Raw genomic sequence first — 23,897 nt, 5'->3', positions numbered from 1 at the left:
AAGCATTGCGACGCCCACCACATCCACCACTGGGCCGACGGCGGCGACACCTCCATCGACAACGGCGTCCTGCTCTGCCGCCATCACCACCGGCTGATTCATCGCAGCGGGTGGACCGTGACGATGGTGCAGGGAGTGCCGGTGTTCTATCCGCCGCGCTGGCTGGACCCGCTGCGAAAACCCAGACGCAACCTCATCCACACCGCCGCCTGATACTGGGTCGGCGACACCGCCGCGCGCCGAAAACCCGGCGCGCGGCAAAGGCAAGGCGGGTTCGAGGCCTGGCAACAACGGTAAAGGCGATGCCGAGGTTCCCGGAACAATCGCGAATGGCGAAACCGAGGACCCGGAAGCAACCTCAAAGCCGAAGCCGAGCCGGACAGGGCAATGCCACACCGTCCAACCCGTAACTCCCGCACCCAATCGCCATCGTCGCGAAGCTGCGATGAAATGGCCCGGCTCGTCAAAGCCCAAGCAAGCACGCTGGAAGGCGCCGAACCCGCATTGGCGACCCCTCCGCTGGAACCCGAACCAGCCAAAGCAAGCCGACCCCCGCACGGTGCCGACCACCTACAAGCTCAACCGCCGCAAAGCCCTACCGCCGCAAACCCCAGAAACCCCAGTCAACACCGCCACAAACTCACAGCATGATCGTCGGCGTGACCACGGTGCGCCCGGGCTCCCCGCGCGAATCCACCAGGTGCACCAGGATCTGGGTGGTTCCGGCCGGCACGTCGGGCAGCACGAACCGCCCGCCGTCGTCCGCACGAGTGCACGAGGACTTGTGGTCGGCGACTCGGACCTCGACCGTGTGCTCCCCGGCGGGAACCAGCCATCCGTCGATCCGGTGGCGGGACCCGGTGGAGGTGAAGTTCACCATCAACGTCAGATTGTCCACGGTGAACGTGATGGTGCCGGTCTGGCCGCCCCGCACTCCGGCGAACGACCCGGCACGCTCCCACCGGGCGACTTCCACGTCCAGGGATTCCAAAGCGATCGCGAACTTCACGCGGTCCACCAGGTCGGCCGGTGGCGGGTCCAGTTCGTCGACGAGCCTGTTCAACTCGGAGAGGACTGCGGTGTCCTCAAGGCCCCTGCGGTCGTCGCGCGGGTCGATCTCGTTCACCGCGATCCTCCTTCCGTCTCCAGGTAGTTGCGCAGCAGTGTCAGGCACCGTCCCCTGGTCGGACCGATGCTGCCGTGGGGCATGGCGAGGGCCTCGGCGACTGCCCGGTACTCGGCGCGCCCCGCGAGCACGGTGAGCCGGAGCAGTTCCTGGCACCTGGTGGTCAGCCGGCCGAACGCGAGCCACAGCCTGCGGTCGCGGTCGTCCATCAGCGTCACGTCCTCGGGCAGGCCGGTGTCGGACTCGAGTTGTTCGGCGTATTCGTCGGACAGGTGCGTCTCACGCTTGTTGGGTGTCCAGGTTCGGCGTGCTTCACGCCTCGTTGTGACCACCAGGTAGCCGACCAGGGCTTTGGGCTCGTTGATGTTCTCGATGTTCTTCAAGAACGCGAGCCACACGGTCTGCACGACGTCTTCCGCGGCGGCCCTGTCCAGGCCCTGGCCGCGGGCTACGTGCCACAGCAGTGGGGTCAGCTCGGTCACCAGGACGTCCAGTGCGTCGCGGTTGCCTTCGCGCGCGGCTGCCACACACACCGCGTGCCGTTCGGTGCCCTCAAGTCCGTCCCACGGCGGACGGTCATCCGCCGTGTGCAGCTCGTCCACGCCAGCACCTCCGATCGGCCGCCCTGTCAGCGCCGTCCGCCAACTCATGAAGGGCTAACTGAGCGGTAGATACAAAATTCACTCGATTGGACCAGTATCACCGCCGCAGCCGACCTCATCTTTCCTGGGCACGCCAGCGGCCCGTGATTCCCCCTCCGCATCACGGGCCGCCATGGTGGGAGCCGCGCCAGCCGGCACCCCTCGAACCGGCTGACGCGAGCTCCACGCCTGAACAAAGCGCTCACACAGAAAGAGCGGAACTCAGGCGACTGGATACAGCTTCTGACGCACGAATCGGCGGCGCGGCTCCGAATTCGCGAAAGCACATTCAGCAGCCGTGTTCCAGTGGCCGATATGGTCTAGACCATGCCGATTCTCGAAGTGATCGCACTGAACGCGAAGGACGCCGAGGCTGCCCAGGAGGGTGGCGCGCACCGGCTGGAGCTGGTCTCGGACATGGCCTCCGACGGCCTCACCCCGTCGATCGCCACCTTCAAAGAGGTGCGGAACAGCACCGACCTTCCCATTCGCGTGATGCTCAGGGACGCCAAGGGGTTCGCGCCCGGCAACCTCAAGCAGCTGCGCAGGCAGGCCTGGGAGCTGCGTGAAGCCGGCGCCACGGAGTTCGTCCTCGGCTTCCTCGACGCCGGGGGTGAGATCGACGAGGGTGTCACGCTGAACCTCGTCGCCGAGCTGGAGGGCTGCGCGTGGACGTTCCACCGAGCGCTCGACAACTCCAACGACGTCTTCCGTTCGTGGGGGATCGTGAAGACGCTCGGCTGCGACACGGTCCTCGCCGCCGGCAGTCCGAAGGGCGTCGAGGACGGTCTCGGGAACCTGAAGGAACTCGTCGCCCAGGCGCCTCCCGCACTGCTCGTCGGTGGTGGTCTCCAGCAGCACCACGTGCCGGAACTGCTGGCAGCGGGCGTGACGGGCTTCCACGTCGGCAGCGCTGTCCGCCCGGCGGGCTGGGAGTCGCCGGTCGAGATGGCATCGGTTCGGGAATGGGTCAACCGTCTGGTCTAGACCCTTGACCCAGACCGTTCTACAGTCACGTTGCTTCCCGTGAAATGGCCGTTGCAACATGTGCAATGCGGAGGGTGCGATGAGGCTGAAGACACTCGTGGCCGTGCTGGGCGTGGGCGCGGTGGTCGCCTGCGCACCGGTGCAGTCCGGACCGACGAACACCAGCACCGACGAGAAGACCGGGCAACTGCGGGTCTGGCTGTTCGACGAGGTCAACCGCGGTCCCAAAGAAGCCGTGGTCAAGGAGGCGATCTCCGAGTTCCAGGGCAAGCACAACGGCGTCACCGTCGACGTGCAGTACATCCAGGTGTCGAGCAGGGCGGAACGCTTCAAGGCCGCCTTCAGCGACCCGAAGAGCGCGCCGGACGTCGCCGAGTTCGGCAACACCGACCTCGCGGGCTACGTCTCCGCCGGCGGCTTCTCCGAGCTCGACCTCAACGGTTGGAGCGAGTCCAAGGACCTGGTCCCGACGATCCTCGACACGGCCAAGGTCGACGGCAAGACCTACGGCGTGCCGTGGTTCGTGGGCGTCCGCGCGCTCTACTACCGCACTGACGTCTTCGCCGAGCTCGGCCTCAAGCCGCCGGCGACGCTGGACGAGATCGCGCCGTTGGCCCGCCAGATCAGGCAGCGCAAGCCCGAGCTCATCGGCATCTCCGCCGGCGGCAAGTACCTGTTCGCCGCGCTGCCGTTCATCTGGGCCAACGGCGGCGAGATCGCCAAACAGGACGGCGGCAAGTTCACCGCCACCATCGACAGCGCCGAGGCCAAGGCCGGTGTCGCCAAGTACGCCGAGCTGATCAAGGACGACATCTGCCCGCCCGCCACCTGCGCGGGCAACGGCGGTGACGCGAGCGTCGAGGCGTTCCGCGCCGGCAAGGCCGCGATGACCATCGGCGGCGACTTCAACCGGAAGTCCGTGGACGCGTCGAGTGCGGCAGGCAAGTACGCGGTGGTGCCGCTGCCCGGCAAGACCGCGGGTTCGATCGCGCCCGCGTTCGCCGGCGGCAACCTGCTGGGCGTCATGAAGGGCACGCAGCGCAAGACGCTCGCGAACGAGTTCGTGCAGCTGCTCGCGTCGAAGAAGTACCAGCAGAAGATGTACACGGCGATGGGCAACCTGCCGACGTTCAGCGACGTGCAGAAGCAGGTCAGCGACTCCGACAAGTTCCTGGAGCCGTTCACGAAGACCCTGCAGTCCGGCACGAAGTTCGTTCCCGTCACCCCGGCGTGGGCGAAGATCGAGGCGCAGACCGTGCTGCCGACGATGATCCAGGAGGTCGTCACCGGCGCGAAGAACGTCGACGCGGCCGCCGCGAGCGCCGCCCAGACGATGAACGCGGCTTTCGCATCGTGAGCATGACGGCCAGAGGTCAGGGGCGGACCGCGTTCGCCTACCTGACCCCAGCGCTGCTGGTGCTGGCGGGCCTGCTGGCCTACCCGATCTACCAGTTGGTGCTCATCTCGCTCTACGACTACGGCCAGGAGCAGGTGAGCGGTGGCGCGCCGCTCACCTTCCTGGGCCTCGGCAACTACCAGAACCTGCTGGGGAACCAGCAGTTCTGGACGGTGCTCGGGCAGACCGTCGCCTTCGCGGCGGTCTGCGTGGTCGGCACGCTGATCGTGGGCGCTTTCCTCGCGATCCTGGCCACGACGGTCAGGACGTGGGTGCGGATGACGTTGTTCCTGGCGGCGCTCGGCGCGTGGTCCACACCCGCCGTCGCCGGGTCGACGATCTGGCTCTTCCTGTTCGACGCGAACTTCGGGTTCGTCAACGAGGTTCTCGGCATCCAGGGCTTCTCCTGGACGTTCGACAAGTGGACCGCGTTCGGACTCGTTGCGGCTCAGGTGATCTGGTGCTCGTTCCCGTTCGTCATGGTGACGCTCTACGCGGGCATCAAGGCGATCCCCGGCGAGGTGCTGGAGGCCGCGGCACTGGACGGCGCGTCGGCGTTCCGCACGGCGTGGAGCGTCACCCTGCCGTTGCTGCGGCCGATCATCCTCGTGGTGACGATCCAGTCGATCATCTGGGACTTCAAGGTGTTCACGCAGATCTACGTGATGACCAACGGCGGCGGCATCGCCGGGCGCAACCTCGTGCTCAACGTCTACGCCTACCAGCAGGCGTTCGCGGCGTCGGAGTACGGGCTGGGCGCGGCGATCGGTGTCGTGATGACCGTGCTGCTGCTGGTGATCACGCTGTTCTACCTCCGCGCGCTGCGGCGGTCGGGGGAGGCTCTGTGAAGCGCTGGCTGACCGAGGGGTTCGTCCTCGTCATCGCGGGAGTGGTGGCGTTTCCGCTGTTCTGGATGGTGCTGAGCGCGTTCAAGCCGGAGGACGAGATCATCTCGGCCGACCCGGTGCCGTGGACGACCCGGCCCACGCTGGACAGCTTCACGCGGGCGCTGACCGTCGCGAACTTCGGGCGCTACTTCCTGAACAGCGTGGTCGTCGCGTTGATCGTGGTGGCGCTGAGCATCCTGATCTCGTTCCTCGCCGCGACCGCGCTGACCCGCTTCCGGTTCCGCAGCCGCACCACGCTGCTGATCATGCTGCTGGTCGTGCAGATGGTGCCGGTCGAGGCGTTGACGGTGCCGCTGTTCTTCCTGATGCGGTCGGTCGGCGACTCCGTGCCGGCGTTCGGCCTCAACCACCTCGGCTCACTCGTGCTGGTGCACCTGGCGTTCAGCCTGCCGTTCGCGATCTGGATGCTGCGCGGGTTCGTCGCCGCGGTGCCGGTGGAGCTGGAGGAGGCCGCGACCCTGGACGGCGCCTCGCGGTTCCGGTTCCTCTGGCAGGTGCTGTTCCCGCTGGTGGCGCCGGGCCTGGTCGCGACGTCCGTGCTGTCGTTCATCCACGCCTGGAACGACTTCCTGTTCGCCAAGACGTTCATCATCTCGGCCGTGGAGAACCAGACCCTGCCGCTGGCTCTTCAGGTGTTCGTCAAACCCGACCAGAACGATTGGGGCGCGATCATGGCGGGCTCCACCCTGATGACGATCCCGGTGCTGATCTTCTTCATGCTGGTGCAGCGCCGCCTGATGTCCGGACTGGCAGGGGCGGTGAAGGGATGAACCTCCTCCCGCGCCCGGTGTCCTGTGTGGACGGCGGCAGGCTGTGTGAGTACCGGGGCTGGGAAACGGTTCTCGTCGACGGGCCGCCCGGCGGCTATCGCCTGCTGTCGTCCGACGACGGCGTGCTGATCGAGGCGCACGACGCGGCCGGCGAGATGAACGCGCTGCAGACCCTGCGGCAGCTGCTGGGCGCGCAGGCGTTCCGGGCGGCGGGCGAGAGACCGTCCGTCATCCCGGCGTGCGAGATCGTCGACCACCCGCGGTTCGCCTGGCGTGGCGTGATGCTGGACGTGGCGCGGCACTTCCTGCCCAAACGGGAGGTGCTGCGGTACGTCGAGCTGTTGTCCGTGCACAAGCTCAACGTCCTGCACCTGCACCTCACCGACGACCAGGGCTGGCGCTTCGAGGTGAAGCGCTACCCGAAGCTCACGGAGGTCGGCGCGTGGCGGGAGGACTCGCGGTTCGGCGACCGGCGCTCCGGCGGGATGGCGGGCCGCCCGCACGGCGGTTTCTACACGCAGGACGACCTGCGGGAGGTCGTCGAGTACGCACGGGCGCGGCACGTCGTCGTGATTCCCGAGATCGACATCCCCGGCCACTCGCAGGCGGCCATCGCGGCGTATCCCGAGCTGGGCCTGCACGGCGGCGGCGTGTGGACGGACTGGGGCATCAACGAACGCGTGCTGAACACCGAAGAGTCCACTGTGGACTTCTTTCGGACCGTGTTCGACGAGCTGATGGACGTGTTCCCCGGCGAGATCATCGGGCTCGGCGGCGACGAGGCTCCCGGCCACGACGGCGAGCTGGTGCGGGCGATCGCGCGGCACATCGTGCGCAGCGGGCGGCGGCCGTACGGGTGGGACGAGATCCTGGAGTCGGGTCCGCTGCCGGTCGGCACGATCGTCGCCTCGTGGCGCGGTGTCGAGGGCGGCGTCACGGCGATGCGCGAGGGCCACGACGTGGTGATGTGTCCGGAGCAGCACGTCTATCTGGACTACCGGCAGTCCGACTCACCGGACGAGCCGATTCCGGTGGGGACCGTGACCACGCTGGAGGACGTCTACGCGTGGGATCCGGTGCCTGCCGGGCTCACGGGTGAAGAACCCGGACGGTTGCTGGGGGCGCAGGCGAACATCTGGACCGAGCACCTGGACTCCGCCCGGCGGGTGGACTACGCGGCGTTCCCGAGGCTGGCCGCGTTCGCCGAGGTCATGTGGTCACCGGCGGAGAAGGATCCGGACTTCGTGGCACGGCTGGCGGAGCACCATCTGCCCAGGCTCGATGCCCTCGGGGTGGAGTACCGGCCCCTCAGCGGACCCCACCCCTGGCAACGACTCCCCGGTGTTCCCGGTTTTCCACGGTGATCACATCGCAGCGTCTTCCTCGGGCATGAGGATCCAGGCGGCGACGTAGAGGATCGCTCCGGTGCCGAACCCGAGCAGCGTCGCCGCCACCAGGATGATCCGCAGGATCGCGGCGTCCACCCCGATCATCCTGGCCACGCCACCGCAGACACCGGCGATCATCTTGTCGCTCCGGCTGCGGCGGAGCTTCTTGACCTGACTCGTCGCTTCGTTGAGCACGTTGTTCGTCATGGCTCAAGATTCGTCGAGACGAACGTCCCGCACATCGGTGACCACCCGGAACCCGACCCTGATTCCGGGCTCGGCTCTCAGGGCCCCCGAAAGATGTGTCAGTCGAGACAGAACTCGTTGCCCTCGACGTCCTGCATGTTGAGGCACGACTCGTTCTCGCCATCGGCGAGCAGCAGCTGCCCGCGCACCGCTCCGAGCGGGACCAGTCGTGCGCACTCGGCCTCGAGCGCGGCGAGGCGCTCCTCGCCCACCAGTCCAGTGCCCACCCGCACGTCGAGGTGCACCCGGTTCTTGACGATCTTGCCCTCGGGCACGCGCTGGAAGTACAGCCGCGGGCCCACCCCGGAGGGATCACTGGCCGCGTACCACGAGTCGTCGTGCTCATCCGGCCCGACGTACCCCAGCACCTCGCACCAGAACTTGCCGACGCGCACGGGTTCCGCGCAGTCGAACGTGACCTGTACCTGCCTCACCGACCCCATGAGCCCACCTTAAAGGGCCTAATCTGAGTGGTATGGAGTCCCCTGAGGAACTGGCGTCAGGGCTCGACCGCGCGGGGTACCTGCCGGACGGCGGAATCGCCACGGCGGCGTTCCTCGCGGTCCGGATGGGGCGGCCGCTGTTCCTCGAAGGCGAACCCGGCACCGGCAAGACCTCGCTCGCGCTGGCACTGGCCAAGGCCATGGACATCCCGCTCATCCGGCTGCAGTGTCACGAGGGCATCGACGCCACCCAGGCGCTGTACGACTGGGACTACCCGCGCCAGCTCATGCACCTGCGCGTCCTCGAAACCCGCGGCGAGGTGGACGAGGCTTCCCTCTACACGCGACGGTTCCTGCTGGCCCGGCCGTTGCTCCAGGCGCTGGAGAACGCGCCGTGCGTGCTGCTCGTCGACGAGATCGACCGGGCGGACGACGAGTTCGAGGCGTTCCTCCTCGAAGTCCTCTCCGAGCACGCGGTCAGCATCCCGGAGTTCGGCGAGATCAGGGCCTCGACGCCACCGCTGACCGTGCTGACCTCGAACCGGACCCGCGAGGTGCACGACGCGTTGAAGCGCCGCTGCCTCTACCACTGGCTGGAGCACCCGAGCATCGAGCGCGAGGTCGCGATCCTGCGCCGCACCCTGCCCGGCCTCGACGAACGGCTCGCGCGGCAGGTCGCCGAGGCCGTCGGGCAGATGCGCGGGCTCGACCTGCTGAAGCCGCCCGGTGTCGCGGAGTCGCTGGACTGGGCACGGGCGCTGCAGGCGCTCGGGCGCACCGAACCGGACGTGACGACCCTCGGTGCCGTGCTGAAGTACCGGGAGGACGCGGAGCGGGTCATCGGGAGCACAATCGTGGGGTGACGGAAGCCTGCGTGGGGTTCACGCGCGTCCTGCGGGGCGCCGGGCTGCAGTGCGGGCCGGACCGCGTCCAGGCCTATCTGCGGGCCACCGCGCACGTCGACCTCTACTGGGCCGGTCGCCTCACCCTGTGCGCCGACCCGGACGACCTGCCGCGCTACGACGCCGCCTACCGCGCCTACTTCGGCGGCAGCCCACCCCGGCCGCGCGGCACGATCGAACTCGACGCCGTCACCGTCGGCGTCGCGGCCTCCGAGGTGGAAGTGCTGCGCCACAAGGACATTTCCGAGTTCAACGCGGCACCGTTGATCGCTCGCCTGAAGCCGCTCCCGCCACGCAGGCGGTCGCGGCGCCTCCGGAAAGCCCGCCGCGGCCCAATCGACCTGGCCAGAACCGTGCGCGCGATGATCGAGATCGGCGGCGAGATCGCGTTGCCACGGCACCGGCGCCGGGGTGTGAAGGCGCGCAGGCTCGTGCTGTTGATCGACGTCTCCGGCTCGATGGCCGCCTATTCCGACGCGTTGCTGCGGTTCGCGCACGTCGTCGCGCACGCCATGCCGGTCGAGGTCCGCACGATCGGCACCAGGCTCACCCGCGTGACCCGCCAGCTGAGGGAACGCGACCCCGAACGGGCGTTGAAAGCCGCCGGCCGGACCATCCAGGACTACGAGGGCGGCACGCGGCTCGGTGAGGCGCTGCGGCGGTTCAACCAGCAGTGGCGGCAACGAGGCGCGGTGGTCGTGCTGTTCAGCGACGGCTGGGAACGTGGTGACCCGACCCTGCTGGCGAACGAGATGGCGAGGATGAGACGGGTGAGTCACAAGGTCATCTGGGCCAACCCGCACGCGGGCAAGCCCGGCTACCGGCCGGTGCAGACCGGCGTGGTGGCAGCGCTTCCGCACGTCGACACGATGATTGCCGGCCACAGCGTGCACGCGCTGGAAGAACTGCTGAAGGAAGTGCGCCATGCGTGATGTCCTGTTCGACCTCGCGGACCGGGTGGGCAAGGGCGAGACGGTTGGCGTCGGCACGGTGGTCGCGACCTTCAGCTCGGCACCCCGACCGGCAGGTGCCGCGATGCTGGTGACGCAGGACGGCGAGGCGATCGGCAGCGTGTCCGGCGGCTGCGTCGAGGGCGCCGTCTACGACCTCGCGCAGTCCACCGGCACACCGGTTCTGCAGCGCTACGGGGTGAGCGACGACGACGCGTTCTCGGTAGGGCTGACCTGCGGCGGGATCATCGACATCTTCGTAGAGAAGATCAATGCCGAGACGTTTCCACAGCTCGGCGAGGTGGTGGAGACGGTCAGGGCCGAGCAGCCGGTAGCGGTCGCGACCGTCATCGAACACCCGGACGGCATCGGCCGCCGCATGGTCGTCTGGCCGGACCGGCGCGCCGGATCCCTCGGCTCCAGCAGGGCGGACGACGCGGTCACCGACGACGCGCGCGGCATGCTCGCGAGTGGCCGCAGTGGAGTGCTGCGGTACGGCCCGGACGGCCAGCGGCGTGGCGAGGGCATGAGCGTGTTCGTGAACTCCTTCGAGCCACCCGCGCGCATGCTCGTGTTCGGCGCGATCGACTTCGCGGCCTCGATGGCGAGGCTCGGCGCGTTCCTCGGCTACCGCGTGACGGTCTGCGATGCGCGACCGGTGTTCGCCACACGCAGCCGTTTCCCGGAGGCGGACGAGGTCGTAGTGGACTGGCCGCACCGGTATCTCGAACGAGAAGCGTCCACATTGGACGAACGCACGGTGATCGCGGTGCTGACCCATGATCCCAAGTTCGACGTGCCGCTGCTGGAGGTCGCGTTGCGGCTCAAGGTCGGCTACGTCGGCGCGATGGGATCCCGCCGGACGCACGAAGATCGGCTGCAACGGTTGCGGGAGGCGGGTTTGACCGAGAGCGAGCTGAAGGCTCTGGCCTCGCCGATCGGCCTGGATCTGGGTGCCAGGACGCCGGAGGAGACCGCGGTGTCGATCGCCGCCGAGATCATTTCCTTGCGGTGGAAGGGAACTGGCAAGCGGCTGGTCGACCTTGGTGAACCGATCCACCACTGATCGGGTTGTTGAACCCCCGAACAGGGAGGAGGCTGAAGTGACCCTCGTCACCAATGGCCCACCACCCCCTGGGAGGGTTCATGAAGATCTCGGTCAACGTCGACGGAGTGACTTACGCCGACGAGGTCGAACCCCGGCTGCTCCTCGTCCACTACCTGCGTGAGCGGCTGGGCAGGACCGGCACGGTCGTCGGCTGCGACACCGGCAACTGCGGGGCCTGCACGGTGCACCTCGACGGTCACAGCATCAAGTCGTGCCAGATGTTCGCCGTGCAGGCGAACGGGCACGAGATCACCACGATCGAAGGCCTCGCCCGCGACGGCAGGCTGCACCCGGTGCAGGAGGCGTTCCGCAACAACCACGCGCTCCAGTGCGGCTTCTGCACGCCCGGCATGATCATGCAGGCGATCGACCTGCTCGCCGACGAGTCGGATCCCGACGACGAGACCGTGCGGAAAGGACTGGAGGGCAACCTCTGCCGCTGCACGGGCTACCAGAACATCGTCCGCGCGGTCCAGGACGCCGCACACCGGATGCGTCCTGGCGCCGGTCCGAAGATGGAACAGCACAGCGATGAGCACGTGACCTCCAAACAACCGGTAGGTGGCGAATGACCGCCACCGCAGAACCGGAAGTCGGCAAGCCCCGGCTCCGCAAGGAAGACGCCCGCCTCATCACCGGTCAGACCAGGTGGACCGACAACATCCAGCTGACCGGCATGCTCCACATGGCAGTGCTGCGCAGCCCCGTCGCGCACGCCCGCATCCGCAACATCGACTGCAGCCGCGCCACCGCGATGCCCGGTGTGGCACTGGTGCTCACCGGTGAGGACTTCGCCGCCGAACAGGGCTCGCTGCCCTGTGCGTGGCCGATCACCGCGGACATGAAGTCGCCGCCGGCGCCCGCGATGGCCGTGGACCAGGTCAACTTCGCCGGCGAGGCCGTCGCGCTGGTGATCGCCGACAACGCGTACCGCGCCGCCGACGCGCTGGCCGCGATCGACGTCGACTACGACGAGCTACCGGTCGTGCTCGACCTGGCGGAGGCCGTCGATGACCACGACCTGGTGCACCCGGATCTCGGCACGAACAAGTGCGCCACCTGGGTTTACGACTCCGCGGAAGCGGGGAGTGGCACCAACGTCGAGGACGAGATCGCCAACGCCGAGGTCGTGCTGGAGCGGACGTTCCGGCAGCAGCGGCTGATCCCGTCGTTCATGGAACCGCGATCCGTCGTCGTGGACCCGAGCGCCGACATGTTCACCATCTGGTCCGCCACGCAGATCCCGCACATCCTGCGCTGGATGCTCTCGGCCACCACGGACATCGCCGAGCACAAGATCCGCGTGATCGCCCCGGACGTCGGCGGCGGGTTCGGCGGCAAGCTCCAGGTCACCCCGGAAGAGCTGCTCTGCCTGCTGGCCGCGCGCAGGATGGGCCGTCCGGTGAAGTGGACCGAGACTCGCACCGAGTCGATGATGTCCGCGCACCACGGCCGCGACCAGATCCAGAAGATCACGCTGGCCGCCCGCCGCGACGGCACGGTCACCGGCCTGAAGGTCGAGCTGCTCGCCGACATGGGCGCGTACCTGCGGCTGGTGTCGCCGGGCATCCCGATCCTCGGTGCGTTCATGTACAACGCGATCTACAAGTTCGCGGCCTACCGGTTCGTGTGCACCAACGTGTTCACGAACAAGGTGCCCACGGACGCCTATCGCGGTGCGGGACGGCCGGAGGCCACGTTCGCGATCGAGCGGATGATGGACGAGCTCGCGGTCGAGCTGGGCATGGACCCGATGAAGATCCGCGAGATGAACTGGATCAAGCACGAGGAGTTCCCGTTCACCACGGTCGCCGGCATGACCTACGACTCCGGCAACTACGAGGCCGCGACCGCTCGCGCGATGGAGCTGTTCGGGTACGAGGAGCTGCGCGAGGAGCAGGAACGGCGGCGCGCTGACGGTTCCGCGGTGCAGCTCGGCATCGGAATCTCCACCTACACCGAGATGTGCGGCCTCGCGCCGTCCAGGGTGCTGGGTGCTTTGCGTTATGCCGCGGGCGGTTGGGAGACCGCGTCGATCCGCATGCTGCCCACCGGCAAGGTCGAGGTGATCACCGGAACCTCGCCGCACGGGCAGGGTCACGAGACGGTGTGGTCGCAGATCGTCGCCGACCGGCTCGGTGTCCCGTTCGAGGACGTCGAGGTGCTGCACGGCGACACGGCCTCGTCGCACAAGGGCATGGACAGCTACGGCTCGCGCTCGTTGTCCGTCGGTGGCACGGCTTTGGTGCATGCGGCGGACAAGGTGCTCGCCAAGGCGCGCAAGCTGGCCGCACACATGATGGAGTGCGACGAGGCGGACGTGGAGTTCGCTTCCGGGTCCTTCTCCGTACGTGGCACGTCGACCGCGCGCACGTTGGGCGATGTCGTGCTGGCCGCGCACGTGGCGCACGACCTGCCCGAGGGCATGGAACCCGGCATGGACGCCGATGCCACGTTCGACCCGGACAACTTCTCGTTCCCGCACGGAACCCACTTGTGCGCAACGGAAGTCGACACCGAGACCGGTATGGTCAAGATCCGGTCCTACGTGGCGGTCGACGACGTCGGCACCGTGGTGAACCCGTTGATCGTCGACGGCCAGGTGCACGGTGGACTGGCCCAAGGCATCGCGCAGGCGTTGTTCGAGGAGGCCATCCACGACGAGACGGGCACGCTGACGACGGCCACTTTCGCGGATTACCTCGTGCCATCGGCGGCCGATCTGCCGTCGTTCATCACGACCCGCACCTCGACGCCGGCGACGACGAACCCGTTGGGCGTCAAGGGAGTCGGCGAGGCGGGCACGATCGCCTCGACACCCGCGGTGGTGAACAGCGTCCTGGACGCCGTGCGGCACCTCGGCGTGCGCGACATCGAGATGCCGCTGTCGCCGGAACGCGTCTGGACGGCGCTGCAGGGCGGGTCCGCGGACGCGTCGACGCCGGCCGCCGGCGGGCTCGGCTCCATCGATTCGCAGGGAGGACAGCAATGATCCCGGCGGAGTTCAAGTACCTCTGTCCGTCCACTGTGGATGAAGCGGTGCGGATGCTTGCCGAGGAGGGTGAGGACGCCAAGATCATCGCGGGCGGGCAGTCGCTCGTGCCGGTGCTGCGCATGCGGCTGGCGGCGCCCACGGCGCTGATCGACATCAGCGGGCTGACCGAGCTGACGGGCGTGCACGACGCCGGCGACTCGTTGCTCATCGGTGCCATGACCACGCACTACGAGGTGCAGCGCGACCACCTGATCCACGACCACGCGTTGCTCCTGAAGCTGGCCACGGACACGGTCGCCGATCCGCAGGTCCGTCACCGCGGCACGTTCGGCGGCTCGCTGTGCCACGCGGACCCGGCGGGTGACCTGCTCGCACCTGCCCTTGCCCTGGACGCGGTGATGATCATCGCCGGTCCGGACGGCCGTCGTGAGGTGCCCGCCTCCGAGTTCTTCGCAGGCTACTTCGAGACGGCGGTGGCTCCCGGCGAGATCCTGACCGACGTCCGGGTGCCGAAGTACCCGGGCTGGGGCGCGCACTACGAGAAGCTCAACCGGGTGGCGCAGGCGTGGTCGATCGTCGCTGTCGCGGCGGCGGTGCAGGTGCGCGGCGGCACGATTGCCGCCGCTCGGGTCGGCCTGACGAACGTCGGTGCCGGACCGGTGCGTGCTGTCGACGTGGAATCCGCCCTGGTCGGCCAGCCGGCCACCGCCGAGGCGATCGCGGAGGCGGCTCTGCGGGCGTCGGCGGGCGACGGTTACAAGGACAACCTGGCTCGGGTGCTGACCGGGCGTGCGCTGACGGCGGCGGTAGCGGGATGAAGCTGACGCACTCGTTCGTGTCGCCTGCCCCGGCCGAGGAGGTCTGGGAGGCGTTGATCGACCCGGAACGCGTGGCCCCGTGCTTGCCGGGCGCCTCGCTGACCTCGGTCGACGGCAAGACGTTCAGCGGGGAGGTGAAGGTCAGGCTCGGCCCGGTGCAGCTGCTGTACCGGGGCAGCGGCGAGTTCGTGGAGATCGACCCGGTGCTGCGCCGCGCCGTTCTGAAAGCCGCGGGCAAGGACACCCGCGGCAACGGCACCGCCTCCGCCGTGGTGACGTTCCAGGTCGGCGAATCGGTCGAGATCGAAACCGAGCTGGCCGTCACCGGCCGTCCCGCCCAACTCGGTCGCGGCCTGATTTCCGAGGTCAGCGGCAAGCTCGTCGACCAGTTCGCGGAATGCCTGGCGAGCACGCTGGGTTCAGTGGATCCTGACGAGGTGGCGCAACAGCAGCATCTCCGAGTGGTCCCCGACGAGCCGATCGACCTGATCGACACCGCAGGCGTACCGGTACTGAAGCGCGTGCTGCCCGTCGCGGCCGCCGTGCTGGCGGTCGTGCTGTTCGTGGTCCTGCGACGCAGGCGGCAGCGCTGAGGCGTGTGGTCCGGTGGCCGGCCTTGGCGCTGGCCACCGGTTTCGCGCTGTCCGCGTGCACGGGCTCGCCGGTGGTCATCACCTCCGCACCGCTCACGCCCTCCTCGCCGACCTCGTCCGGCCCGCCACCGCCGCGGTCGTTCACGCTGACCGCGGGCGGCGACATCCTGATCCACCCGGCGCTGACCGACCAGGCAGTGGCCGACGGCGGTGCGGCAGGACGCGACTTCCTGCCGTTGTTCTCGGGCATCAAGGACACGCTGAAGGCCGACCTGTCGCTGTGCCACCTCGAGGTGCCGCTGGGGAAGAAGGAGGGGCCGTTCTTCGGCTATCCCTCGTTCCTCGCGCCGCCCGAGGTGGCGAAAGGCCTGGTCGACGTGGGTTACGACTCGTGCTCCACCGCCTCGAACCACACGCTCGACCGCGGTGTCTCGGCGATCCAGACGACGCTGGACGCGATGGACGCCGTCGGCCTGAAGCACACCGGCTCGTTCCGCACGCCTGAGGAAGCCGCCGCGCCGCTGATCCTCGACGCGGGCGGGGTGAAGGTGGCCCAGCTGTCGTTCACCTACGGCTTCAACGGCATCCCGCTGCCCCAGCCGTGGCGCGCGAACCAGATCAACGCTCAGAAGATCCTGGCCGACGCCCGCAAGGCGCGTGAGGCGGGCGCCGAGGTCGTCGTCCTGTCGGTGCAGTGGGGCAACGAGTACCAGCACGCGGCGACAGAGGAGCAGAAGGCGCTCGCTCGCCAGCTGCTCGCTGACCCGGCGCTGGACCTGATCATCGGCACGCACGTCCACGTGGTGCAGCCGTTCGAGAAGATCGGCAAGAAGTGGGTCGCGTACGGGCTCGGGAACGAGGTGGCCCGGCACGCCGAGCCGCGTGGCGTCACCGAGGAAGGGGTGATCGCGCGGTTCAAGTTCGAGCAGGGGCCTGAGGGGTGGAACGTGGTCGAGGCCTCCTACACGCCGACGCTGGTCGAGCTGGGGCCGCCGATCCGGCTGGTGGATCTGACTCGGGTGCCTGCCACCGAGCGACGGACTCAGGCGATCACCCGGACCGAGGGCATCGTGTTCAGCCTGGGAGCGAACGGTCAGGGCTTGACGAGGGGGAAGCCGTGAGCTTGGCCAGCACCCGCTCGTAACGCTCGGTCCAGGTTTTGTCGGCGGTCTCGAACTCCGCGACCCGGTCGGGCACGGGGGCCTTCGTGAGCACCGGCAGATACCCGTCGACCGGCACGAGCGAGTCACTCGTGACGTCGCCCTCGAACAACGACAGCGTCGCGAGGCCGCACGCGTGGTCGAGCTCCGGGAGTGCCGCCGCCAACGCGATCCCGGCCGCCATCCCGACCGACGTCTCCAGTGCCGACGACACCACGCACGGCAGCCCGCACGCCTCGGCGACCTCGAGTGCCTTCCGGACGCCGCCGAGTGGCGTCACCTTGATCACCGCGATGTCCGCGGCACCGGACACGGCCACCTTGAGCGGATCCTCGGCCTTGCGGATCGACTCGTCCGCGGCGATCGGCACACCCACCTTCCGGCGGACCGCAGCCAGTTCCTCCAGCGTGCGACACGGCTGTTCCACGTACTGGAGCCCGCCCGCGGCCTTGTCCATGGCTTTGATCGCGGCGACGGCCGTGTCGACGTCCCACATCATGTTGGCGTCGACCCGCACGAACCCACTCGGCCCGAGCGCATCCCGCACCGCCTCAAGCCGTGCGCAGTCGTCCGCGAGCGTGGACTCGGCGACCTTGACCTTGGCGGTCGAGCAACCCGACCTGCTGACGATCTCGTGCGCCTTCCCGGGGCTGACGACCGGCACCGTGCAGTTGACCGGGACGCGGTCGCGAACCGGCGCCGGCCAGCCCTCGTTCGCGGCTTCGAGAGCGCAGGCCAGCCACGGCATGGACTCGTCGTCGTCGTACTCCTCGAACGGGCAGAACTCGCCCCACCCGGCCGGTCCCTCGAACAGCAGACCCGTGCGCTGCGTGATGCCGCGGAACCGGGAGCGCAGCGGTATGGAGTAGACGTGCACGACGCCGATTCAAGCGCACTTCTGGGACTCCAGCGAATGGCCGCCACCCCGCAGGTTCACGGTGCCGACGGCCTGGATGCCGAGCAACGTGCACACGATCTGCTGGACCGCGGTCCTGCTGAGCAGCGAGACGTCGGTGGACAGGTTGACGTCGAGGCCGCCGGCCACGCGGTCGACCGTCGCGGGTGCGGCGTCGAACGGGACCTCGGTGCTGAGGCCGAGGCTCTGCTCGGCGTTGGTGGGTCCCTGGGCGAGCAGGGCGACGACGTCGTACCCGCTCAGGCTGCCCTGCGGGCGGTTGACCGCGACGACCTTGCCCGCGGCCACCCAGTAGAGCGCGGGCGAGATGTTCTCGACGGGACCGCTCGGCGCTTCGAGGCCGGGGATCGGGTCGGTCGGCCGGATGCCGCAGCCGGAGACGACGAGGAGAACGGCGACCGCAAGCTGACGCAGGGGTCCCCTCCAGGGGGTCCCCCTGTTTTCATTCTCCCAGGCAGCACCGACATCTTTCGTCCTCACCGCTCACCCTCCAGCGGCACCCGCAGCGTGAACAACGCGCCGCCACCAGGCCGGTTCGCCGCGATCAGCGTGCCGCCGTGCAGCCGCGCGTTCTCCCACGCGATCGCCAGCCCGAGCCCGGACCCCTCCGACCGCCCGCGCGCCGAATCGGCCTTGTAGAACCGCGCGAACACGTGCGGCAGCACGTCCTCCGGCAGCCCCGGCCCGGAGTCCGCGACCTCGATCACCAGCGACGACTCCACCACCGACAGCCGCACCGACACCGGCGGCGCTCCGTGCCGCAGGGCGTTTCCGACCAGGTTCGCCACGATCACGTCCAGCCGGCGCGGATCCAGCCGCGCCCGCACCCCGGAAGGCAGCGTCGCCGTCACCTCGAACCCGCGCATCCGCAGCGTCCGCGACACCACCTCGGCCACGTCGACGTCGTCCAGCGCCAGCGCCGCCGTCCCCGAGTCGAACCGCGTCACCTCGATCAGGTCGTTGACCAGCCGGGTGAGGTTCTGCGTCTCGCGGTTCACCAGCCGGGCCGCCTGGCCCGCGACGCCGGGCAGTGCGGCCGTCTCGGCGTCCAGCACGTCGGTCACCGCGGTCATCGCGGCCAGCGGCGTGCGCAGCTCGTGCGACACGTCGGCCACGAACCGCCGCGCGTCGGCCTCCATCCGCCGCAGCTCACCGACGTGGTGTTCCAGCGAGGCGGCCGTGCTGTTGAACGTCGTGGCCACCGACGCCAGCTCGTCCCTTCCCCGCACCGGCACCCGCGCGGTCAGGTCGCCCTGACCGAGCCGCCATGCCGCCATCCGCAGGTCCCTGACCGGCCGCAGCACCCCGCGTGCCGCCAGGAACCCCATCGCCAGCGCCAGCACCAGCCCCGCGCCGCCGATCAGCCACGCGTTGCGCGCGAGTTCGTCGACGACCTGGATCTCAGAGGTGAACGGCCGCAGCACGTACACCTCGATACCGGACGACCCACCGCCGGAGACCCGCATCTGCATGCCCACCACGAGCCACACGCCGCCCGCGTACGGCACCCGTTGCCAGCCCACCCGCCCGGCCGACACCAGGGACCGCAGTTCGGGGGTGATCACCGAAGAGTCCATCGAGCCCGCGGAGACACCGTTGGCTCGAGCGAGGGCCGACCCCTCACGCCCGGAGACCTTCCCGGCGATGCGTTCCAGCGCCAGAGCGTCAGGTGGCCGGGCGGGCAGCGGGTACAGCTGCTCGATCCGGGTCGTGGTCTCGATGACCGCGTTGTCCTGGGCGCGCTGCACGATCGCGTCGCGCGCCCGCACGTAGCCGGCGCCCGCCACCGCCACCGCGGTCACGACGCTCAGGAAGGCGAAAGCGAGCAGCAGCCGCAGACGCAGCGTCACAGCGGCCCGAAGCGGTAGCCGAAGCCACGCACGGTCTGGACGTAGAGCGGCGCCGCCGGGTCGTCCTCGATCTTCGACCGCAGCCGCTGCACGCACGCGTCGACCAGCCGCGAGTCGCCGAGGTAACCCTGGTCCCACACCGACTCCAGCAGCTGCTGCCGCGACATCACCCGGCCCGGCGACGACGACAGCTCCAGCAGCAACCGCAGCTCCGTCGGCGCCAGCGACACCGGCCGGCCGAGCCGCGTCACCACGAGCCCTTCGCGGTCGATCGTCAGGTCGCCGTGGCGTTCGGCCACGACCTCGGGTGCCGTCACGGACGACCGCCGCAGCACGGCGCGGATCCGGGCCTCCAGCACGCGTGCCTGCGCGGGCTTGGCCACGTAGTCGTCGGCGCCGGCCTCAAGACCAGCCACCACGTCGATGTCGTCGTTGCGCGCGGTCAGCATGATGATCGGCAGATCGCCGGACGCGCGGATACGCCGGCACACCTCGAACCCGTCCACGCCGGGCAGCATCAGATCGAGCACCACGACGTCGGGTGCGACGCTCATCAGCAGTTCGAGACCCTCCTCGCCCGTGCGCACCGCGTCCACGGTGTGTCCCTGGTAGGTCAGGGCGAGCGACAGGCCCTCCCGGACCGCCTCGTCGTCCTCGATCAGCAGTACGCGCGGCATGACCTCCAGCTTTCCCGGCGGGTCTCATGAGGACGTCCTTGCCGCGTCATCGTTGCGTAACGGACGTCCGTGCGCAGTTGTTGCCCAGCCATCACCCAGCGCGCACACGGGACCGAAACCCTCTGTGGCATGCGAAGAGTGCTACTGACGATGAGCATCGCGGCCATCGCGATGATCACCACCGTCACCCCTGCGTCCGCCATTCGCGGCGGGGTCGAAGCCACAGCGCCCTACCCGTTCTCCGGCTCGCTGCAGCGGCCCGACTCGCCGCGCGAGGACGGCCACACCTGCGGCGTCACCCTCGTCGCGCCGAGCTGGGCCGTCACCGCGGGGCACTGCACCAGGAACAACCCCAGCCTCGCCCAGGTCGGCAGGCCGAAGGACTGGACGGTCCGGCTCGGCACGACGGACGCGGGCAGCGGCGGCGAGGTGATCGAGGTCGAGCGGTTCATCACCTACGCGCAGTACCCGGTCCAGGACGGCGACATCGGGTTGCTGAAGCTGAAGAAGCCCGCGAAGACCGCGCCCGTCACGCTGCCTTCTGCCAGGCCGGCGGAAGGCACGCCGACGCGGATCCTCGGCTGGGGCATGACGTGCGACCGCCGCGCGCCCGAGTGCTACCCGAAGAAGCTGCGTGAGGCGGACACCGTGATCCAGCCCGCGCAGGCCTGCGACGGCATGCACGTCGATCGTGAGCTCTGCATCGGAGCGCTGGACGGCAGTGTCGCCGCCACGAACATGGACTCCGGTGGCCCCGCACTCGTCCGCGACGGCGACCGCTGGGTGATCGCCGGGCTGGTGAGCGGGTCGGGCGGTGACGACCGGCCGGTCATGTACACCGATGTCCACCACTTCAAGGGCTGGATCGACGACGTCGTCACCGGCAGGGTCAACCCGCCCGACACCCCGGTGCCGAACCTCGAAGGCGCCGCGTCGCTGGCCGGTTTCTGCTCCGCGTCCGTGGTCAGGACCGATCACACGAGGCTCGGCGACCCGGCGCTCCTGCTGACCAACGGCCACTGCGTCCCGGAACGCCCGGCTCCAGATCAGACGCTGAAGGACGTCGCGATCGAGATCCCGGTGACCATCGGCGACCGCCAGGGCTACATCCAGGCCAAGGCGAAGACGACCACCCTCGTCCGCGCGACCATGTCCGGCACCGACACCGCGCTGTACCGGCTCGACCAGACCTACGCCCAGCTGTACGCGAAGGGCGTGAAGATCTTCAGGCTCGCGGACCGGTCGGCGCGTCCTGGCGAGAAGGTCGACATCATCTCGTCGGGCAACGGCAACCGCTTCAAGTGCACGATCGAAGCCGTCGTCCCGCATCTGCGCGAAGAGGGCTACACGCAGGACAACGCCTACCGCTACGACCCCGCGTGCAAGCCGTCGCACGGCGGTTCGGGCTCGCCGTTGGTGCTGCGCGACGGCGTCACGGTCGTCGGCGTGCACAGCACCGGCAACGACAACGGTGAGCAGTGCACGGCCGACAACCCCTGCGAGGTCGCGGCGGACGGCACGGTGACTGTGCGCCAGGGCGCCCGCTACGGCCAGCAGGTCAAACACCTGGTCGCTTGCGCACGAACGCAGAAGCCTGGTCGACCACAACCACGAGAAGAAGCACCACGAGGATGTGCGTGACCATCTCGTCGAACCGGAACAGCTTGATCGACAGGTTGATCAGGAAGCCGGGAGCACCACGTGCAGCGCGATCTGCGGGCCGGACGCACCGGTCACCCGCAACGCATCGCGCGGCCGCTCCCGTCCATCGCCTCAGCCCACAGCTCGCCCAACACCCGGTGTCGTGAACACCAGCGCCAGCACGCCCGCGGAGGAACTGGGCTCGGTCCGGCACACGCACCTGCCGCCCGGCGTCGCCGAGAGCCCGGCCCTACTCCAGGGCGGCGGTGTGGCGTAGCTGCTCCGGCGTCGGGTCGGCGACCAGCACGTTCAACGCCGCCGCGAACCGGTCGAACCGCCGGTCGAACTCGGCCAGCTCGCGCGACGGCTCGGCCACCAGCGCCGCCCGCCCCGCCTTGGGCACCGCGGTCGCCAGCGCGTCCCTCAACGGCTGAGCCCGGCGCAGCGCCACGAGCAGCGTCCAGAGCCGCTGCTCCACCAGGGCCACCTGCACCGGATCACCGGTCACCCGCAGGAAGTCCTCCCGCACGGCCGTGGCGCGCCGGCGTTGCGCGGGGCAGGTGAAGTCGGTCGACCGGACCACCTGCGTGTCCGGTGCCGACCGGGCCAGCGACTCCTCCGACCGGAACCGGCGCACCGGCACGGTCCCCGCGGGGTCCCACATCCACCAGAAGGTCATCCGACCAGGTCGTCCGCGTCGACGATCTTGTACGCGTAGCCCTGCTCGGCCAGGAACCGCTGGCGGTGAGCGGCGTACTCGGTGTCGAGCGTGTCGCGGGCGACGACCGAGTAGAAGTGCGCCTGCCTGCCGTCGCCCTTGGGCCGCAGGATCCGGCCGAGGCGCTGGGCCTCCTCCTGCCGCGACCCGAACGTGCCCGACACCTGGATGGCGACCGAGGCCTCCGGCAGGTCGATGGAGAAGTTGGCGACCTTCGACACCACGAGCGTGCGCAGCTCGCCTCTGCGGAACTTGTCGAACAGTTCCTCGCGCTCCTTGTTCTTCGTCGATCCCTTGATCACCGGTGCGTCCAGCTCCTCACCCAGCTCGTCGAGCTGGTCCAGGTAGGCACCGATCACCAGGGCAGGCTCGTCGGGATGCTGGTCGAGCACCCGCCGGACCACCGGGATCTTCGTCCTGGCGGTCGAGCAGAGCTTGTAGCGCTCCTCGGGCTCGGCCGTCGCGTACTGCAGCCGCTCGTTGTCCGTGAGGGTCACGCGGACCTCGGTGCACTCGGCGGGAGCGATCCACCCCTGCGCCTCGATGTCGCGCCACGGCACGTCGTACCGCTTCGGCCCGATCAACGAGAAGACGTCGCCTTCCTGCCCGTCCTCGCGCACCAGGGTCGCGGTCAGCCCGAGGCGGCGACGCGACTGCAGGTCGGCGGTCATCCGGAACACCGGCGCCGGCAGCAGGTGGACCTCGTCGTAGACGATCAGGCCCCAGTCGCGCGAGTCGAACAGCTCCAGGTGCTTGTACTCGCCCTTCGACTTGCGGGTGATCACCTGGTACGTCGCGATCGTGACCGGCCGGATCTCCTTGCGCTCACCCGAGTACTCGCCGATCTCCTCCTCGGTGAGCGACGTCCGTGCGATCAGCTCGCGCTTCCACTGCCGCCCGGCCACGGTGTTCGTGACCAGGATCAGCGTGGTCGCCTGCGCCTCCGCCATCGCCGCCGCGCCGACCAGCGTCTTGCCCGCGCCGCACGGCAGCACGACGACGCCGGAGCCGCCCGCCCAGAACGCCTGGGCCGCGAGCCGCTGGTAGTCGCGCAGCTTCCAGCCGTTCTCGTCCAGCTCGATCGGGTGCGCCTCGCCGTCGACGTACCCGGCGTGGTCCTCGGCCGGCCAGCCGACCTTGAGCAGCAGCTGCTTGAGCCGCCCGCGCTCGCTCGGATGCACGACGACCGTGTCGTCGTCGATCCGCGCACCGAACATCGGGGCGATCTTCTTGTTCCGCAGAACCTCTTCGAGCACCGCGCGGTCGTTCGTGCTGAGCACCAGCCCGTGCGCCGGGTTGTTGCTCAGCACCAGCCGCCCGAACCGGCTCATCGTGTCGACCACGTCGACCAGCAACGGCTGCGGCACCGGGTAGCGGCTGAACCGCACCAGCGCGTCCACCACCTGCTCGGCGTCGTGGCCTGCCGCGCGGGCGTTCCACAAGGCCAGCGGCGTCACGCGATACGTGTGCACGTGCTCGGGCGCGCGCTCCAGCTCGGCGAACGGCGCGATGGAGGTGCGCGCGTCGTCGGCGAGCGGGTGGTCGACCTCGAGCAGCAGCGTTTTGTCCGACTGGACGATCAGTGGGCCATCGGTCACGCGTACAAGTCTCCCTGACGACGCCAAATGCGTTCGACCTGCGTCAACTGGCGACGACAAGTGTGA

25 protein-coding genes are annotated in these 23,897 nt (G+C 69.1%); 15 read left to right on the top strand and 10 right to left on the bottom strand.

All coding sequences use genetic code 11. The annotated features are described in order from the left end of the window. On the top strand, positions 1–213 hold a 213-nt coding region (locus C8D87_RS28690), incomplete at its 5' end, for an HNH endonuclease signature motif containing protein (RefSeq protein WP_146771895.1). Positions 214–640: 427 nt separating this feature from the next. Here C8D87_RS28690 and C8D87_RS28685 read toward each other — a convergent pair. Together C8D87_RS28685 and C8D87_RS28680 are read right to left on the bottom strand one after the other, a co-directional pair. Further along, positions 641–1,117: a carboxypeptidase regulatory-like domain-containing protein gene (locus C8D87_RS28685; protein ID WP_170154779.1), complete on the bottom strand. Its 477-nt coding sequence runs from the start codon at positions 1,115–1,117 to the stop codon at positions 641–643. A gap of 5 nt (positions 1,118–1,122) precedes the next feature. Beyond that, entirely contained in the window at positions 1,123–1,728 is a 606-nt protein-coding gene (locus C8D87_RS28680; protein ID WP_109631551.1) for an RNA polymerase sigma factor, read from the bottom strand. 366 nt (positions 1,729–2,094) lie between these two features. Between C8D87_RS28680 and C8D87_RS28675 the strand changes: the two genes are divergently transcribed. The 5 genes from C8D87_RS28675 to C8D87_RS28655 all read left to right on the top strand — a co-directional run bounded on the left by C8D87_RS28675 (position 2,095) and on the right by C8D87_RS28655 (position 7,192). Then, entirely contained in the window at positions 2,095–2,754 is a 660-nt protein-coding gene (locus tag C8D87_RS28675; protein ID WP_112229028.1) for a copper homeostasis protein CutC, read from the top strand. A 79-nt stretch (positions 2,755–2,833) separates the two neighbouring features. Further along, on the top strand, positions 2,834–4,111 hold the full coding sequence (locus C8D87_RS28670; protein WP_109631559.1) for an extracellular solute-binding protein: 1,278 nt from the start codon (positions 2,834–2,836) through the stop codon (positions 4,109–4,111). A gap of 2 nt (positions 4,112–4,113) precedes the next feature. Beyond that, positions 4,114–4,998 (top strand): carbohydrate ABC transporter permease, encoded by an 885-nt coding sequence (locus C8D87_RS28665; protein WP_112229027.1) that lies wholly within the window; start codon positions 4,114–4,116, stop codon positions 4,996–4,998. After that, on the top strand, positions 4,995–5,828 hold the full coding sequence (locus tag C8D87_RS28660) for a carbohydrate ABC transporter permease (protein WP_233442328.1): 834 nt from the start codon (positions 4,995–4,997) through the stop codon (positions 5,826–5,828). Before C8D87_RS28665 ends, C8D87_RS28660 begins: the two co-directional genes overlap by 4 nt. Further along, positions 5,825–7,192, top strand: a complete 1,368-nt coding sequence (locus C8D87_RS28655) for a beta-N-acetylhexosaminidase (protein ID WP_112229026.1) — start codon at positions 5,825–5,827, stop codon at positions 7,190–7,192. The genes C8D87_RS28660 and C8D87_RS28655 overlap by 4 nt, the downstream gene beginning before the upstream one ends. Here C8D87_RS28655 and C8D87_RS28650 read toward each other — a convergent pair whose 3' ends face one another. Both C8D87_RS28650 and C8D87_RS28645 read right to left on the bottom strand, forming a co-directional pair. Then, entirely contained in the window at positions 7,193–7,423 is a 231-nt protein-coding gene (locus C8D87_RS28650) for a PspC domain-containing protein (protein ID WP_112229025.1), read from the bottom strand. Between the two features lie 98 nt (positions 7,424–7,521). Beyond that, positions 7,522–7,905, bottom strand: a complete 384-nt coding sequence (locus C8D87_RS28645) for a VOC family protein (RefSeq protein WP_109631575.1) — start codon at positions 7,903–7,905, stop codon at positions 7,522–7,524. A 32-nt stretch (positions 7,906–7,937) separates the two neighbouring features. Between C8D87_RS28645 and C8D87_RS28640 the strand changes: the two genes are divergently transcribed. The 8 genes from C8D87_RS28640 (at position 7,938) to C8D87_RS28605 (ending at position 16,392) form a co-directional block, all read left to right on the top strand. Then, positions 7,938–8,768: an AAA family ATPase gene (locus C8D87_RS28640; RefSeq protein ID WP_112229024.1), complete on the top strand. Its 831-nt coding sequence runs from the start codon at positions 7,938–7,940 to the stop codon at positions 8,766–8,768. After that, positions 8,765–9,739, top strand: a complete 975-nt coding sequence (locus C8D87_RS28635) for a vWA domain-containing protein (RefSeq protein WP_112229023.1) — start codon at positions 8,765–8,767, stop codon at positions 9,737–9,739. Before C8D87_RS28640 ends, C8D87_RS28635 begins: the two co-directional genes overlap by 4 nt. Next, the gene (locus C8D87_RS28630) at positions 9,732–10,823 is read left to right on the top strand and encodes an XdhC family protein (RefSeq protein WP_109631585.1); all 1,092 of its coding nucleotides are present in this window, start codon (positions 9,732–9,734) and stop codon (positions 10,821–10,823) included. Before C8D87_RS28635 ends, C8D87_RS28630 begins: the two co-directional genes overlap by 8 nt. A gap of 80 nt (positions 10,824–10,903) precedes the next feature. After that, a complete protein-coding gene (locus tag C8D87_RS28625; RefSeq protein ID WP_112229076.1) occupies positions 10,904–11,437 on the top strand; it encodes a (2Fe-2S)-binding protein in 534 nt (177 codons plus the stop codon). Continuing rightward, positions 11,434–13,857, top strand: a complete 2,424-nt coding sequence (locus tag C8D87_RS28620; RefSeq protein WP_112229022.1) for a xanthine dehydrogenase family protein molybdopterin-binding subunit — start codon at positions 11,434–11,436, stop codon at positions 13,855–13,857. The genes C8D87_RS28625 and C8D87_RS28620 overlap by 4 nt, the downstream gene beginning before the upstream one ends. Continuing rightward, complete coding sequence (locus C8D87_RS28615) at positions 13,854–14,678, top strand: FAD binding domain-containing protein (protein WP_112229021.1); 825 nt, start codon at positions 13,854–13,856, stop codon at positions 14,676–14,678. The genes C8D87_RS28620 and C8D87_RS28615 overlap by 4 nt, the downstream gene beginning before the upstream one ends. Continuing rightward, a complete protein-coding gene (locus tag C8D87_RS28610) occupies positions 14,675–15,271 on the top strand; it encodes an SRPBCC family protein (protein ID WP_109631594.1) in 597 nt (198 codons plus the stop codon). Before C8D87_RS28615 ends, C8D87_RS28610 begins: the two co-directional genes overlap by 4 nt. A gap of 23 nt (positions 15,272–15,294) precedes the next feature. Beyond that, entirely contained in the window at positions 15,295–16,392 is a 1,098-nt protein-coding gene (locus tag C8D87_RS28605) for a CapA family protein (RefSeq protein ID WP_109633117.1), read from the top strand. Here C8D87_RS28605 and C8D87_RS28600 read toward each other — a convergent pair. The 4 genes from C8D87_RS28600 to C8D87_RS28585 are packed head-to-tail and all read right to left on the bottom strand — an operon-like array spanning position 16,346 to position 19,874. Then, positions 16,346–17,308, bottom strand: coding sequence for an o-succinylbenzoate synthase (locus C8D87_RS28600; protein ID WP_112229020.1), 963 nt, complete (start codon positions 17,306–17,308; stop codon positions 16,346–16,348). The genes C8D87_RS28605 and C8D87_RS28600 overlap by 47 nt on opposite strands. 9 nt (positions 17,309–17,317) lie before the next feature. Next, positions 17,318–17,827 (bottom strand): GerMN domain-containing protein, encoded by a 510-nt coding sequence (locus C8D87_RS28595; RefSeq protein ID WP_112229019.1) that lies wholly within the window; start codon positions 17,825–17,827, stop codon positions 17,318–17,320. Continuing rightward, entirely contained in the window at positions 17,824–19,197 is a 1,374-nt protein-coding gene (locus C8D87_RS28590) for an ATP-binding protein (protein WP_112229018.1), read from the bottom strand. The genes C8D87_RS28595 and C8D87_RS28590 overlap by 4 nt, the downstream gene beginning before the upstream one ends. Beyond that, positions 19,194–19,874 carry a response regulator transcription factor gene (locus C8D87_RS28585; protein ID WP_112229017.1) on the bottom strand — a complete coding sequence of 227 codons (681 nt, stop codon included), beginning with the start codon at positions 19,872–19,874 and terminating at the stop codon, positions 19,194–19,196. The genes C8D87_RS28590 and C8D87_RS28585 overlap by 4 nt, the downstream gene beginning before the upstream one ends. A gap of 129 nt (positions 19,875–20,003) precedes the next feature. On the opposite strand from C8D87_RS28585, the gene C8D87_RS28580 reads away from it, so the two are divergent. Next, positions 20,004–21,515 carry a trypsin-like serine protease gene (locus C8D87_RS28580; RefSeq protein ID WP_112229016.1) on the top strand — a complete coding sequence of 504 codons (1,512 nt, stop codon included), beginning with the start codon at positions 20,004–20,006 and terminating at the stop codon, positions 21,513–21,515. Positions 21,516–21,765: 250 nt separating this feature from the next. Here the strand turns inward: C8D87_RS28580 and C8D87_RS28575 are convergent, their stop codons facing one another. Both C8D87_RS28575 and C8D87_RS28570 read right to left on the bottom strand, forming a co-directional pair. Continuing rightward, positions 21,766–22,194 carry a hypothetical protein gene (locus C8D87_RS28575; RefSeq protein WP_109631614.1) on the bottom strand — a complete coding sequence of 143 codons (429 nt, stop codon included), beginning with the start codon at positions 22,192–22,194 and terminating at the stop codon, positions 21,766–21,768. Beyond that, positions 22,191–23,831: a DNA repair helicase XPB gene (locus C8D87_RS28570; protein ID WP_109631617.1), complete on the bottom strand. Its 1,641-nt coding sequence runs from the start codon at positions 23,829–23,831 to the stop codon at positions 22,191–22,193. The genes C8D87_RS28575 and C8D87_RS28570 overlap by 4 nt, the downstream gene beginning before the upstream one ends. Positions 23,832–23,897: the final 66 nt, after the last annotated feature.

The sequence above is a fragment of the Lentzea atacamensis genome (assembly GCF_003269295.1).
Taxonomy (GTDB): Bacteria; Actinomycetota; Actinomycetes; order Mycobacteriales; family Pseudonocardiaceae; genus Lentzea; species Lentzea atacamensis.
Note: the sequence above shows the minus strand (reverse complement) of the source record. Positions and strands in the feature narration are given on the sequence as shown.